This is a genomic window from Natrinema sp. 1APR25-10V2 (assembly GCF_031626495.1).
Classification (GTDB): Archaea; Halobacteriota; Halobacteria; order Halobacteriales; family Natrialbaceae; genus Natrinema.
The window spans coordinates 22,977-36,940 of sequence record NZ_JAMQOJ010000011.1; the positions used below are offsets into that span (position 1 = coordinate 22,977).

At 65.2% G+C, this 13,964-nt stretch carries 14 protein-coding genes and 1 pseudogene; 9 read left to right on the forward strand and 6 right to left on the reverse strand.

What is annotated here, in order from left to right:
• Positions 1-16: 16 nt before the first annotated feature.
• Entirely contained in the window at positions 17-1,408 is a 1,392-nt protein-coding gene (locus tag NDO75_RS26415; protein WP_310909524.1) for a phosphomannomutase, read from the reverse strand.
• Positions 1,409-1,499: 91 nt separating this feature from the next.
• On the reverse strand, positions 1,500-2,138 hold the full coding sequence (locus tag NDO75_RS26420) for a MaoC family dehydratase (protein ID WP_310909525.1): 639 nt from the start codon (positions 2,136-2,138) through the stop codon (positions 1,500-1,502).
• A gap of 255 nt (positions 2,139-2,393) precedes the next feature.
• Here NDO75_RS26420 and NDO75_RS26425 point away from each other — a divergent pair, with 255 nt between their 5' ends.
• From NDO75_RS26425 to NDO75_RS26450, 6 genes and pseudogenes are all read left to right on the forward strand, one after another.
• Positions 2,394-2,717, forward strand: a complete 324-nt coding sequence (locus NDO75_RS26425; RefSeq protein ID WP_310909526.1) for an AbrB/MazE/SpoVT family DNA-binding domain-containing protein — start codon at positions 2,394-2,396, stop codon at positions 2,715-2,717.
• A gap of 2 nt (positions 2,718-2,719) precedes the next feature.
• The gene (locus NDO75_RS26430; protein ID WP_310909527.1) at positions 2,720-3,205 is read left to right on the forward strand and encodes a hypothetical protein; all 486 of its coding nucleotides are present in this window, start codon (positions 2,720-2,722) and stop codon (positions 3,203-3,205) included.
• Between the two features lie 42 nt (positions 3,206-3,247).
• Entirely contained in the window at positions 3,248-3,796 is a 549-nt protein-coding gene (locus NDO75_RS26435) for a poly(R)-hydroxyalkanoic acid synthase subunit PhaE (RefSeq protein WP_310909528.1), read from the forward strand.
• Positions 3,793-5,376, forward strand: coding sequence for a class III poly(R)-hydroxyalkanoic acid synthase subunit PhaC (phaC, locus tag NDO75_RS26440; protein ID WP_310909529.1), 1,584 nt, complete (start codon positions 3,793-3,795; stop codon positions 5,374-5,376). The genes NDO75_RS26435 and phaC overlap by 4 nt, the downstream gene beginning before the upstream one ends.
• A gap of 192 nt (positions 5,377-5,568) precedes the next feature.
• Positions 5,569-5,916: pseudogene (locus tag NDO75_RS26445) on the forward strand (transposase); the annotation flags it as partial.
• A 109-nt stretch (positions 5,917-6,025) separates the two neighbouring features.
• The gene (locus NDO75_RS26450; protein ID WP_310909530.1) at positions 6,026-6,769 is read left to right on the forward strand and encodes a beta-ketoacyl-ACP reductase; all 744 of its coding nucleotides are present in this window, start codon (positions 6,026-6,028) and stop codon (positions 6,767-6,769) included.
• 58 nt (positions 6,770-6,827) lie between these two features.
• Here NDO75_RS26450 and NDO75_RS26455 read toward each other — a convergent pair whose 3' ends face one another.
• Genes NDO75_RS26455 through NDO75_RS26465 form a run of 3 tightly spaced genes read right to left on the reverse strand, consistent with a single transcriptional unit; the run spans position 6,828 to position 9,874 of the window.
• Complete coding sequence (locus NDO75_RS26455; protein WP_310909531.1) at positions 6,828-7,856, reverse strand: nitronate monooxygenase; 1,029 nt, start codon at positions 7,854-7,856, stop codon at positions 6,828-6,830.
• A 10-nt stretch (positions 7,857-7,866) separates the two neighbouring features.
• On the reverse strand, positions 7,867-8,406 hold the full coding sequence (moaC, locus tag NDO75_RS26460; protein ID WP_310909532.1) for a cyclic pyranopterin monophosphate synthase MoaC: 540 nt from the start codon (positions 8,404-8,406) through the stop codon (positions 7,867-7,869).
• Positions 8,399-9,874, reverse strand: a complete 1,476-nt coding sequence (locus tag NDO75_RS26465; protein WP_310909533.1) for an NAD(P)H-hydrate dehydratase — start codon at positions 9,872-9,874, stop codon at positions 8,399-8,401. Before NDO75_RS26465 ends, moaC begins: the two co-directional genes overlap by 8 nt.
• Before the next feature lie 188 nt (positions 9,875-10,062).
• Between NDO75_RS26465 and NDO75_RS26470 the strand changes: the two genes are divergently transcribed.
• Together NDO75_RS26470 and NDO75_RS26475 are read left to right on the forward strand one after the other, a co-directional pair.
• Positions 10,063-12,060 (forward strand): histidine kinase N-terminal 7TM domain-containing protein, encoded by a 1,998-nt coding sequence (locus NDO75_RS26470; protein WP_310909534.1) that lies wholly within the window; start codon positions 10,063-10,065, stop codon positions 12,058-12,060.
• A 307-nt stretch (positions 12,061-12,367) separates the two neighbouring features.
• Positions 12,368-12,499, forward strand: a complete 132-nt coding sequence (locus NDO75_RS26475) for a hypothetical protein (RefSeq protein WP_310909535.1) — start codon at positions 12,368-12,370, stop codon at positions 12,497-12,499.
• Positions 12,500-12,553: 54 nt separating this feature from the next.
• On the opposite strand, the gene NDO75_RS26480 is transcribed toward NDO75_RS26475, so the two are convergent.
• Positions 12,554-12,832: an acylphosphatase gene (locus NDO75_RS26480; RefSeq protein ID WP_310909536.1), complete on the reverse strand. Its 279-nt coding sequence runs from the start codon at positions 12,830-12,832 to the stop codon at positions 12,554-12,556.
• Positions 12,833-12,921: 89 nt separating this feature from the next.
• Between NDO75_RS26480 and NDO75_RS26485 the strand changes: the two genes are divergently transcribed.
• Positions 12,922-13,962, forward strand: coding sequence for an mRNA cleavage and polyadenylation specificity factor-like protein (locus NDO75_RS26485; protein ID WP_310909537.1), 1,041 nt, complete (start codon positions 12,922-12,924; stop codon positions 13,960-13,962).
• Positions 13,963-13,964: the final 2 nt, after the last annotated feature.

Below are 13,964 nucleotides of genomic sequence, written 5' to 3' on the forward strand. Positions count from 1 at the left end.
CAAAGGATGTCGGCCCCTACCGCTCGTCCGCGACCGCCGTCTCGATGACGGCTCGCGCCTCGCTGACGAGTTCGTCGACGGTTTCGCTCTCCGCGTAGAGGCGCACGTACGGTTCGGTGCCGCTGGGCCGGACCAGCAGCCACGACGCGTCGGCGAACTCGAGGCGGACGCCGTACTCCGTCTCGACCGTCGCCTCCGGGAACGCCTCGGGGAGAGCGCTCTCGAGAGCGGCCATGGTCGCCGATTTCGCGTCGTCCGGGCACTCGACGCTGACCTTCCGGTAGGGGCGTTCGGTGACCGGCTCCCGAAGCGTCTCGGTGTCGCCGGCATCGGAGACGAGCGCGGCGACGGCCGCGGCGCTGACGACGCCGTCGATCCAGCCGCCGAAGGCAGTGTGGATATGCTTCCAGGGCTCGGCGGCGAAGACGATCTCGGTGCCGTCGGAGCCGCGATCGCGTTCCCGGGCGATCCCCTCGTGGAGCGCGCCGAGTTCGACGCGTTCGACTCGGCCGCCGGCCGTGCGGACCCGCTCGTCGATGCGGGCGGAGGCGTTGGGCGTCGTGACGACGACGGGGTCGTCCGCGTCGCTGTCGTCGGTATACCGGGCCGCGACCACCGCGAGGATCGTGTCCTCGTGGATCACGCCGCCGTCGGGCCCGAGGACGACGAGTCGGTCGGCGTCGCCGTCGTGTGCGAGGCCGAGATCGAACCGGCCGTCCGCGAGGAAGTCGGTGAATTCCGAGAGCGTCTCCGGGGTCGGTTTGCTCCCGCGACCGGGGAAGTGGCCGTCGACCGAGGCGTTGACCGCGACGACCGACGCCCCCAGCCGCTCGAGGACCTGCGGCGTCGCGAGCGCACCCATTCCGTTGCCGCAGTCGACGGCGACCCGGAGTCCCGCAAGCGGGCCCGCAGTCGCGTTTTCCGACTCCCCGCGGCCGCCGAACCGCTCTCGAACGAACTCCACGACGGCGTCGCGGTACCGCTCGAGCACGGCGAGTCGTTCGGCGTCGCCCCAGTCGTGCCACAGGACGAGTCGGGACTGATCGCTCGCCACACGGTCGTCGACGGTTCGTTCGGCGTCGCTGTCGTACTCGACGCCGTCGACGAAGAGCTTGATTCCGTTGTCCGCCGGCGGGTTGTGGCTCGCGGTGAGCATGACACCGCGTCGGCCCTGCGAGGCGAAGGCGAGCGCGGGCGTCGGGACCCGCCCGATGCGACGAACGTCGGCGCCGGCGCTCGCGAGGCCGGCTTCCATCGCCGCCGCGAGCGCCGGGCCCGTCTCCCGACCGTCGCGACCGACGACGAACGTTTCTCCGGGTTCGGCCGCCGCCTGACCGACGGACAGCGCGAGCGACGGCGACACCTCCTCGACTGGACCGCGGATTCCTGCCGTCCCGAAAAGGGTCATGTGGATGCGTTCCGCGAGGAGCCACTTAGCAACACTGCACCGGATTCTGTACGGGGACTCGGCTCGAGGCGCGGTCGATCTCGCCGACTGCTCACTCGGCGGGCAGGTCGTCGATCAGGACGACGGCCTCGCCGTCGATGACGGTCGCGTCGTCGTCCTCGTCGCGGACGACGGTCTCGAGGCGGTACTGGTCGTTCCCGAGGTTCTCGACGATTTCGACGCGGGCCGAGACGCGGTCGCCGACGCCGACGGGGCCGCTGAACTCGAGATCTTGAGAGAGATAGATAGTGAGTCCGGGTAGCCGGGCGAGAGCAGCGCTGATAAGCCCGGAGACGAGTGTGCCGTGGACGATGCGCTCGCCGAATCGGGTGTCAGCCGCGAACCCCTCGTCGAGGTGGAGGCGGTTCGTGTCGCCGCTGACTGCGGCGAACGCCCGGACGTCTTCGTCTGTGAGGGCCTTTTCGAACGTGACGGTATCGCCAACGCTGATGTGGTTGGGATCGTCGACGGTGCGGTCGAACTGCCAGTCGAGGTCAGAGTACTCGACCGACGGAATCGGTGGGGCGATTCGCTCGTTCTCCGGATCGCTCCCATCATCGACCGACGGGAGCATCGCCGAGACGGCCGCCCGGTTCGCGGCGGTCGCGGTTCGAAGGAACCCTCGCGTCATCGCCGACCAGGCGCTCGCCATCGGGAGGGGGGTCTCGCCTCGAGTGTTCTCGTGTGACATCTACGTGCGGCTAGGTGTGGGGTGCATATGACTTCTTTGGCTGTTTTAATACCACATTCCTTACTATTTAGAACCGTAACAACGACTTACAGGCGTTCTCTATGGAGTTTTCTGTCGCAACCCGAGTTCGGACGTAACTGTCGGCTCGATATAGAAGGACGATCCGAGTCACTGGCCGGAGGTGGAAACCATTCTCTACCATTTGATGGCATCTAGTGGAAAGGCTTATTATGTCTGCGAGCCAACGAACTGTTGATGACGGACGACTCCGACCGATCGCCCTGGTTTCCGCCCACGATGTTTACGGACGGGATCCAGGAAATGCAGGAAGCGGGCGAGCAGGTCGCCGAATCCCAGCAGGAGATGATGAAACAGATGCTGCAGGCCACGTCGGCGAACCCGTTCGAGAACACGTCGGCCTTCGGGCCGATGAACATGGGCACCGCGACGTTCAAAGCCCGCGTTCAGAGCGGCGGTCGGATCAGCATTCCCGGTCCAGAACGGGAAGCCCTCGACATCGAAGAGGGAGATATCGTCCAGACGATCGTCGTCCCCGTCAAACGCAACCGAGACGAGTAATCATGACCCAGAACCCATTCACCGCAGTCTTCGACGCACAGCGTACCGCAATCGAACAGAGCCAGCGCATGACCCACGACGCCCTCGAGGCCCAGCAGACGTCGCTCGGCGCCTTCGCCGACGCCGTCGAAACCTCGGGCGCGATGTTCGAGTCCAACGCCGAGCTGACCAAGGGCGCGATCCACGCGTACTTCGACGCCGTGGAGGCAACGATGCCCGAAGGCAGCGCCGAGTTCGACGAACTCCGCGAACTCGTCGACGAAGGCTTCGACTCCGCCACTGAGGCACAGTCCCAGTCGCTCGAGGCCGTCCTCGAGGCCATCGAAGAGTCGGAAGTCGCCTACGAGGAGTTCGCACACAGCTACGCCGAAGTCGTCGATACCTCGTTCGACGCCTACCTCGACGCCCACGAACAGGTCGAGCAGAACGTCAGCGCCGTCGCCGAGAACGTCGAGGAGGCCGCCGAAGAACTCGACGTTTCGGCGTAAGTCGGGACGTCGTTTTTTACCGTACACCGTTAATTTTCAACCATGGCAGATTCACAACCCCAGGCGCAGAATTGGAACGCGTTCGTCGAACAGTGGAACGAGCAGTTCCTCGAGGCACTCGAGGACAACATGGAGGCACAGGCCCGGTTCGTCGAGAGCTGGTCCGAGACCGTCGGCGAACTCAGCGAGGACTCCGAAATGTCCGACGGCGTCGAGGGCTACGCCCGCGCCTACGAGACGTGGATGAACGCCTCCCAACAGATGGTCGAGCGGGTAAACGATCAGTTCGAGGGCGAGGACGTCGACGTCGAGGAGTTCCGCGACATCTGGCTCAACACGGCCAACGAGGCGTTCAAAGACGTCATGTCGACGACCGCGTTCGCCAAGATGACCGGCGAGACCGTCGGCGACGTCCTCGAGCTCCAGCAGGAGGCCGACGAGGCCTCCCAGGAGACGCTCCGGTCGCTCGGCTTCGCGACCGAGGACGACGTCGTCGAAGTCGGTGACCGCCTCGTCGAACTCGAGCGCCGCCAGCACGCCGTCGAGGAGAAACTCGACCGCGTCCTCGAGCACCTGGAAGACGAGCAATGAAGAACCCCTATTCGATCGCACTGGACATGCAGCGCCAGGCCTGGGAGGCGACCGCCGACCTGGCCGACAAGACCGAAGTCGCGCCGGAGCGGACCGAAACGGTCGAGAACATCGACGTCGGCCAGACGCCCAGCGAGGTCGTCTACGAGGAGAACAAGCTGCGGCTCCTCCACTACGAGCCGATGACCGAGGAGCAACACGACGTGCCGATCCTCGTCGTCTACGCGTTGATCAACAAGCCGTACATCCTCGATCTCCAGCCCGATCGCTCCGTGGTCCAGACGCTGCTCGAGGCCGGCTTCGACGTCTACCTGATCGACTGGGGCGAGCCATCGAGGCTCGACCGGTCGCTGTCGCTGGACGATTACGTCAACCGCTACATCGACAACTGCGTCGACGAAGTTCGCGAGCGGTCCGGCCAGGACGCGATCAACATTCTCGGCTACTGTATGGGCGGAACGAAGTCGGCCATGTACGCCTCGTTGTACCCCGAGAAAGTGAAGAACCTGGCGCTGATGGCCGCCGGGCTCTGTTTCGACGGCGACGGCGGCGTCTTGGAGCTCTGGGGATCCGAGAACTACTACGACCCCGAGACGGTCACCGACACCTTCGACAACGTCCCGGCGGAGTTCTTAGACGTCGGCTTCGCGCTGATGGATCCCGTCGCGAACAACGTGACGAAGTACGTCCGATTCTACGACAACGTGGAGGACGAGGACTTCGTCGAGAACTTCGCTCGGATGGAACGCTGGCTCGACGAGGGGATCGACGTCGCCGGCGAGGCTTACGAGGAGTTCATCCGCGACATCTACCAGGAGAACAAACTCTACAACAACGAACTCGAACTCGGCGGTGAACACGTCGATCTCTCGAAGATCGACATGCCGGTGCTCCAGATCGTCGCCGAGTACGACCACCTCATTCCGCCGGAAGCCTCCAAGCCGTTCAACGACGTTATTTCCTCCGAGGACACGGAAATCCTCGAGTTCGCGACGGGCCACATCGGGATGTCCGTCTCCTCGCGGAGCCACGCGGAGCTCTGGCCGCAGGTCTGTGACTGGTTCGAGGCGCGGTCGAACGGGACCGAGGCCGAAGGCGAACCGGAAGCGCCTATCGAAGCGGGAACGGACGCAGACGCCGCTCTCGCCGAGGACGTGTCCGGCGACGAGACGGGAACCGAAGACCTCGCTGACGGTGGGACGAGCACTGAGACGGCCTCGAGTACCGAGCCCGAAGCCGAAGCTACCGACCTCCCCGGCGAGGAGCGCTCGACCGAGGAGATCGTCGAGCGCGGCGAGGAAGACGTTACGGAAGAACCGGCAGAACCGGGTGAGATGGCCGTCGACGAAGACGTCGTCGAAGAGGTCGCCGACGAGGCGGCGGCCAGCGAGATCGGTTCAGAGGGCGACGACCTCACCGACCTGAACGGCGTCGGCCAGGCGTATGCGGACGACCTCACCGCCGCCGGGATCGAGACGTTTGCAGCCCTCGCCGACGCCGACGTTGCGGACCTCGCCGCCGAGACCGGCATCTCCCCGAGCCGTATCGAAGACTGGGTCGAGCAGGCTCGAGAGCGGTAGCGTCCCCGTTTTCGCTCTCGATGCGGTCGACGGGAATCGACCACGATCGACCGCGAAGCCGTCAGTTTACGGAGAATCAAGAAGAAAGCCCCGTCCTTTAGGACGGGGATGAATCCGACAATACACTACACCACCCACCGTTCGATTGCAGACCGGATATTCCACGCTGCGTAATCCGTACCTTCAAGTAGCTTGCATTCGTGGGCGTTCGACCGCTTCACAGACCTACTCACGTACAAGGCTGAAATGGAAGGTATCACGGTTGAGCAAGTGTCCGAGCGTGATACGTCGAAGTCGTGTTCGTGTTGTGGTCGCAAGCGCAAGGCGAATCGCGTGGAGCGTGGGTTGTACGTGTGCGATGAGTGCGGGACGGTGGCGAACGCGGATGTGAATGGCGCTGAGAACATTCGACAGGAAGTATCTCCGAGTTCACCGAGTCTTTCGGTGAATAGGAGTAACGGCTGGTTGACACAGCCATCGACGTTCTTGTTTGACAAGGAAACTGGTGCGTTCGCACCTCAAGAACAGGTCACGTCGTAAACCACAATATCCCAACGACGGTCGGGAATCCTCGCCCTTCAGCGCGGGGAGGATGTCAAGTGATACCTAACAGGTCGTTATTTACCATCGGACGTTGAATGTATGACTTATGTCCATGGATGATCGCACCTGTGTTATCACGGGCTCGGCGAAGGGGATCGGTCGCGGTATCGCGGAGTATCTCGGCGAAGAGGGAGCGAACGTCGTCATCAACTACCGATCGTCGGAGGGGGCGGCACACGAGGCCGTCGACGCGATCGAATCGTCTGGCGGCTCCGCCGTCGCGGCCAGAGCCGACGTCTCGGACCGCGCGGAGGTCGAACACATGGTGGAAGTCTGCCACGAGGCCTTCGGCCCCGCCGATGTGCTCGTCAACAACGCCGGCATCACCGCCGACAAACAGTTCACCGAGATGTCCCGCGAGGAGTGGGACCGCGTGATGGACGTCAACCTCGGCGGCATGTTCAATTGCACCCAGCTGTTCTACGACGACATCTGGAACGCCCACGAGGGCCGGCTCATCAACATCTCGAGCGTGGTCGGCAAACAGGGCAACTTCGGGCAAGCCAACTACGCCGCCGCGAAAAGCGGCATGTTCGGCTTCACCCGAACGATCGCCCTCGAGCTCGCTCAGGGCGGCTCGACGGCCAACTGCGTCGCGCCTGGCTTCACCGCAACCGATATGCTCGAGAGCGTCCCCGACAACGTCCTCGATCGGATCATCGCGGGGATCCCGCTCGAGCGCCTCGCGGAGGTCGAGGACATCGCGGCGGTCGTCCGATTCCTCGCGAGCGAGGACTCCTCGTACGTGACGGGGGAAGTGATCGACGTCAACGGCGGAATGGATCTGTAGCCGCCGATCGGCGTTTCGAGCGGGCGAGTTACCACGCTGTTTTTCCCGTCGCGATTGCTCAGTCGTCACGAACCGACGATGCCGGTACTCCCGAAATCGCCTCGCGCGTTTCCGCGACGAGGTCCTCGAGGACTCCACCCGCGGGCCGAACGTCGTCCGTTAGCCCGACGCTCTGCCCGGCGAACAGCGCCATCTCGTCGATAGCGCCGTCGACGTCCGGCGTAGCGAGTGCTTCGTCGTATCGCTCTATCGGACCACCGTCGCCGGTCCGGGCGACGACGTCGTTCTCGCCCGGCCGCTCCCCGACCGGCGGACGGCCCGCAGACTCCCAGCGCTCGAGCGTCTCGTTTCGCAGCACCCGGTGGGCCCTGCCGGGCCAGCCCTTGTCGAAGAGGGTCGTGAACGCGGTGTCGGTCTCGTCGCTCTCGAGGAGCCGATCCTGATAGCGGTCGTGGACCCGCGCTTCCTCGGTCGCGACGAACCGCGTGCCCAGCCACGCGCCGTCGGCACCCAGCGCGAGCGCGGCGGCGATGCCGCGTCCGTCGGCGATCCCACCGGCCGCGACGACCGGTGCCTCGTCGCCGACGGCGTCCGCGACCCGCGGAACCAGGACCGTGGTCGCCACCTCGCTCTGAACGTGGCCGCCGGCCTCGAGTCCCTGCGTGACGACGATATCGACGCCGGCGTCGACCGCCTCGCGCGCTTCCGCGGCGCTGCCGACGGTCTGAGAGACGAGCGCGCCCGCGTCGTGGATCCGCTCGACGAAGGGAGCGGCGTCGCCGAACGAGAGGGTAACGATGGGCGCGCCCGCCTCGAGGATCGTCTCGAGGTGGTCGTCGGTATCTTCGATCGTCGTCGCCTCGTCGAGGACGAGGTTGACCGCGAACGGCTCGTCGGTCAGCTCCCGAGTCGTACGAACGGCACTGCGCGTCGCCTCGAGATTGCACCACGTCACCGCGAGCTGTCCCAGGCCGCCGGCGTTCGATACGGCGGCCGCCAGTTCGGGACAGGTCGCGCTCCCGATCGGCGCTTGCACGATCGGATACGCTACTCCGAGCAGGTCACAGAGTGGCGTCCGTAGCGTCATCGTCGTGGAGCTAGACCTGGCGCTTCTCCTTTTGCAGGACGCGCACGTTCTCGATTCCGGTGTCCGGATACTGGCCCTCGTCGTCTTTCTCGACGGCTTTGACCATGTCCCAGACGACGTTGAGGCCGGTCGTCACGCCCTCGAGGGCCTCCATCTCGCAGCCCGTCTTGCCGGTGGTCTCGACGGCGACCCGGAGCTCGATCCGGTCCTCGCCGAGCTCGAACGCGGTGTCGACGTTGGTGATCGGGATCTGGTGGCACATGGGGATCGTCTCCCAGGTGTGCTTGACGGCCTGAATCGCGCCGACGCGGGCGGTCGCGAGGACGTCGCCCTTGCCGACCTCGTCGGCCCGGATCGATTCGATCGTAGCGGGCTGCAGCCGGATCTCCCCGACCGCGACCGCGCGGCGCTCGCTGTCGGGTTTGTCGCCGACGTCGACCATCTGGACGTCGCCCTCGGCGGTCGTATGCGTCAGTTCGTCCGCGTCCGCATCCGCGTTTGCGGCCACCTCGTCCGTGGTGTTCGAGCCGGCCGCACCGTCCTCAGTCATCGGCCTCACCCCACAGCGCGGCGGGGATCTCCGCGAGCATCTCGGACGCGAGGAATCCCATCGAGCCGTCGTCGGTGAGTCGCTCGCCGGCGCGGCCGTTGACGTACGCGGCCGCCGCCGCGGCGTCGAGCGGCTCGGCGTGCTCGAGCAGCGCGGCGACGATCCCGGCCAGCAGGTCGCCGGTGCCGCCGACTTTCATGCCGGGCGCGCCGGTCCGACAGACTCGGGTCCGCTCGCCGTCGGTCGCCACGTCGTCGACGCCCTTCGCGAGGACGACGTGACCCAGCTCCGCGGCGAACGCCTCGATCTCGTCGGCCGCCTCGCGCAGCGAGTCGGTATCGGGACCGCCCATCCGGGCCAGTTCCCGGCGGTTGGGCGTACAGACCAGCGTGGCCTCGGTCTCTATGTCCGGCACGACCGCGAGCGCATCCGCGTCGACGACCGCGCGCCCGGTGTACGAGGCGAGGAACTGACGAACGGCCTCGAGCGTTTCGTCGGCGGAGCCGAGGCCGGGGCCGAGGACGACCACGTCGTCGTACCGCTCGGCCGTCTCGAGGAGGTCGTCGACCTGATCGGGCGAGAGCCGGTCGCTCTCGTAGGGCTGGACGATGAGATCCTCGACGTAGCCCTGAATCTCGCCGGCGACGGTGTCGGGGGCGGCGACGAACGACAGTTCCGCGCCCGCTCGGAGCGCCGCCTGTGCGGCCAGCGCCGGCGCGCCGGTGTAGGGTCCGCCGCCGATGACGTAGGGCCGCCCGTCCCGGCCGCCCGGCCGCGCGAGGTCGACGTCGCCGGGACCGACGAACCGCTCCGCAGCGGCCGGGATACCGATGTCCGCGACGGTGACGTCGGCCTCGAGGTCGTCGAGCCCCGGTTTCGTGTCGTGGAACGTAACGACGCGGTCGGCGTCGACGCCGTTTGCCGCGTGGTCGCGGCTGTCGGCGTCGAATCCCGAGGGCACGTCGACCGCAACGACGGTCGCGTCCGTGTCATTGATCGCGCGAGCCGCGGTCGCCGCCGGTTCGCGGAGGTCGCCGCTGATCCCCGTCCCGAGCATCGCGTCGACGATCACGTCGGCCTCGGGGAGCTCGAACGCGCTCGAGTCGGTCACTTCGCGGGTGTCGTACTCGGCCCGCTGCAGGGCCTCCCAGTTCTCGCGAGCGATGTCGGTGCCGATCGTCTCGGCGCGGCCGAGCAACAGCGTCGTTACGTCGTATTCACGCCCGGAACGCGCTGCGTTCCGGGCTGATCCCGAACGTGGTCTGCCATCCAGAAACCGAGCAGCGACGAACGCGTCGCCGCCGTTGTTCCCCCTGCCGGCGACGACGGCGACTCGAGCCCCGGGATCGGCGAACTCTCGGATTTCCCGGGCGATCGCGTGTCCGCTCGACTCCATCAGCTGCTTCCGCGGTACGCCGAGTGCAGCGGCGTTCTCGTCGACGGCGGCCATTCGCTCGCCTGTAATCATGGATCGGAGTTCGATCGGACGACCGTTGAAGATTGCGGACGAACGGCCCATCGCTCGGCCTGATAGAGAGCCCTCACACCGTGCGATGAAGGCATCGTTTGCCCGGTTCCCGATCACAGCCGAGAACGCCGTAACTGCCTGGCGAGCAGACTTATAACAGTAGCTGACAGACACTCACTACCGCACTGATGGCATGGCGATATACGCCCCATACGCCTGCACTTGCGATCGCGACGGTCGTCGGTCTGATCGTGGCCGTGATCGCCTGGCGCCGACGGGGCGATCCGGCGGCCCGGTGGGCAGCGTACTGCAACTGCAGTATCGCAGCGTGGGCGTTCCTGCATCTCGTTACGGTTTCGAACACCGTCTACGAGGTGAAACTGTACGCGTTCGCGATCGCGCTCGGAAATATCGGTCTTCTCGCCATCGTCGCGTTCGGATACGTCCTCCACTACACCGGTCGACGGGAATGGCTCACCCGCCGTCGACTCGCCTCGTTACTCGCAGTGCCGCTTTCGCTGGTCGGCCTCCTGTTGATCGACGGGACCCGCGAACTGGTACTCTTCGACCCACACCTCGACTCGAGTGGATCCGTCGACCGACTTCGCTACGGGTGGGGGCCGCTCTGGCCCGCGTTCGCCCTCGTCTTCTACGCCCTCGATACCGCGTCGCTGGCGATGTTAGCTCAGAAATTCCGTCGCTCGCGAAACGTCTACCGGAAGATCACGTTCGTGATCTTTCTGGCCGTCTCGATCCCGGTCGTCGGAACGGTCGTATCGCTTTCAGGTCGGAGTCCGTTCCCTCACTTCGTGTTGTTGCCGTATCTCGTCCTGTTCACGAGCGTGATGGGCGTTCTGACGATGACCAGCGCCACGTTTTTCCGATTGTTTCCGCTCGACCGCTTGCTCGTGCCCTTCCGATCTCGCTTCGGCAGTCTCGTTCCGCTCGCTCGCGACGTCGTCGTCGAAGAGGTCGACAACGGGATCGTCGTCCTCGATACCGAGGGCAGAATTGTCGACATCAATTCGACCGGCAAGAAGATGATCGGCGCCGATCACCCGATTGGGAAGCACATCGCCGACGCCGCTCGAACGGATTTCATCGTCACTCCCGATCTCGACATCGATGCGATAACCGAATCCGTCGGCGAGCTCGACGGCTCGCGCTACGAGATATGGGTCGCGCCGGCGGACGACGAGTACTGTTACGAGATCCGATTCACGGTGATCGAAACCGACGGTGACCCCGCAGGGATCGTGATGATCATTCACGACATCACGGACCAGAAAGACCGGGAAGAAGAGCTCCGCGCCCGTGAACGGGAACTCGAGCGACAGAAGTCGAATCTCCAGCGGCAGGCGCGAAAACTGGAACACCAAAACGAGCGGTTGGACGAGTTCGCCAGCATCGTCTCGCACGACCTACGAAACCCGCTGAACGTCGCCGACGGCTACCTCGAGATGATCGCTGCTGCGTCGGTAGCTGACGACGGAGACGTCGATCACGATCACGTCGGGGAGGCACGCCACGCGCTCTACCGCATGGAGGCGATCATCGAGGACGCACTGACGCTCGCCCGTGAGGGACAGGCGATCACGGAGACCGAACGCGTCTCCGTGCGAGACCTCGCGACGGACGCGTGGTCGACCGTCGACACCGGCGATACCTGGCTCGAGTTTGACCTCGGTACGAAACGAGCCGGCGGGAGTTCGGAGATGGGCCCGGAGGTGCGAGACGACCTGTTCGTCGAGGCCGACCGAAATCGTCTCCGTCGGGTCTTCGAGAACCTCTTCAGGAACGCAGTCGAGCATAGTTCGACCCAGAATCGGACTTCCAACCACGATCGCGATTCCACGGAAGGGATCGACGACCGGACGGCCATCGATACAGACGGACGAGCAGTGACGGTAACGGTCGGCCGCCTCGAGAGCGGGACCGGATTCTACGTGGCCGACGACGGCCCGGGCATTCCCGCCGACAGACGCGACGAGGTCCTCGAACAGGGATATAGCACGAACGAAGAAGGGACGGGGCTCGGTCTGTCGATCGTTCTGAACGTCGTCAACGCCCACGGATGGGACCTCACCGTCAGCGAAAGTGACCGCGGCGGTGCCAAGTTCGAGGTCGCCTCCGTCACGTCGGTCGGGGCAGACTCGAGCGGTGACGGGTACCGCATCGAAAAGTGATCGGCAATGGCCTGCTCTCGCGAACGCTCCCGCATCCGCTTCGATTCCGGTAGCGACGGTTGCGGCGGTGTTCCTATCGATGCGGGCCGTTCGCTTGCCGACGATCTGAGCACAGAGTAGACTGAGCGGCCGTTGAACGCGACGGCCGGTTCGCTGACTCGGTACCGCAGTCCGTCGCTATCGTCGGTCGAGACCGGCTGACCGCGACCGGCGGCACCGTGCGGATCTTTCTCTATGATGATTGTTGGTTTTTGATACCGAAACTATAGTTGCGAAATCGTAAATACGCACGGTCCCTACGAGGTATATGCAACCGACCAACTCCGAAGAGTTCACCGATCCGCTGGTCCAACCTGATGTCACGGTCTACATGCCCGGGACGCCGACAATCTCGTTTATCGAATACGTAGAACTACTAACGAGCCTGCTCCGGCGCTGACGAGGCGAACCGCGCCTGAACGTAACGAAAGCCGACTATCGAGCCGGTCTCGACTCAGTACCGAACCTCGAACCCGTCTTCGCCCTGGGGCTCCTCGTACTCGGCTTCGACGTCCTCGACCTCTGCGGCGGGGCTGCCCGTGTGACACCACTCGATCATCGACTCGACTGCCTTCTCGGGGCCCTCGAAGACGGCCTCGACGCGGCCGTCATCCAGGTTCTTCACCCAGCCGTCCACGCCCTTTTCTCGAGCCGTATCGCGAGTATTCGCGCGGTAGTAGACGCCCTGAACGGTGCCGGAGACGAACACGTGTGCGCGGGTTCGACCAGCCATGTGCGACCCCTCGACCGCGACCGTCAAAAATCCGCGCCATGCGACCGAGAAGCGATACCGGGAGGTGACTCGAGCCCGTACTCGATCCAGTGACCGTACGGCATCGAGACGGCATCCACTTCGAATTTCAGGGCGAGTCCCGCGTCGTCGCCGACGCCCGCAGCGCCGTCGGCGCGGTCAACGTGGTGAGCCACGCCCACGCCGACCACACGTTCCGAACGACGCCGGAGACCGTCGTCTGCTCGGCCGAGACCGCGGCGATCGCCGAAGCGCGGACCGGAACCGCCTTCGAGTTCGTCGAGCGCACACCCGGAATCGAACTCGTTCCGGCCGGCCACGTCGTGGGGTCGCGCGCGGCGATCGTCGACCTCGAAGCCGTCGGCGGGACAGATGGGGGCGACGGAATCCCGGCCGAGGGCCCCCGGCGCTTCTGTTACACCGGCGACTTCTCGATCCGAGACCGGTGTTACCTCGAGGGGTTCGACCCCCACGCCGTCGCGGCGGACGCACTCGTCATGGAGACCACATACGGCCTCCCGAAGTACCGGTTCTCGCCGCAGGAGGAACTCGAGGCGGCGATCGCGGACTGGCTTCGGGACAACGACGAGCGGCCGCTATTTCTGTTCGGCTACTCGCTGGGCCGGGCCCAGAAACTTCAGTGGCTCGCCCGCGACGCGACCGACGGCGGCCGAGAGATCCTCGTCTCCGACTCGATCCACGACGTGAACCGGGCGATCGAACGCGCGACCGACGGTAGTATCTCGTTTTCAGGCCAGCCGTACGAGTCGCTTCGCGGACTGGGCGACGAGCTCGTGGTCCTCCCGTCGAACCAGGCGCGGGCCGACTGGGTCGAGACAGCTGTCGACCGCGAAGACGGACTGAAGGCCGGCTTCTCGGGCTGGGCCGTCGACGACTCCTTCCGTTATCGTGGAAACTACGACGTCGCCTTTCCGCTGACCGACCACTGCGATTTCGACGAGCTCGTCGAAACAGTTCGCGCGATCGACCCCGAGGTCGTCTACACCCAGCACGGCTTCGACGAGGCGTTCGCGGACCACCTCGCGACCGAGTACGGCTATCGTGCCCGTCCGCTGAAGCGGGATCAGACGACGCTCGAGGAGTTCTGCTAATC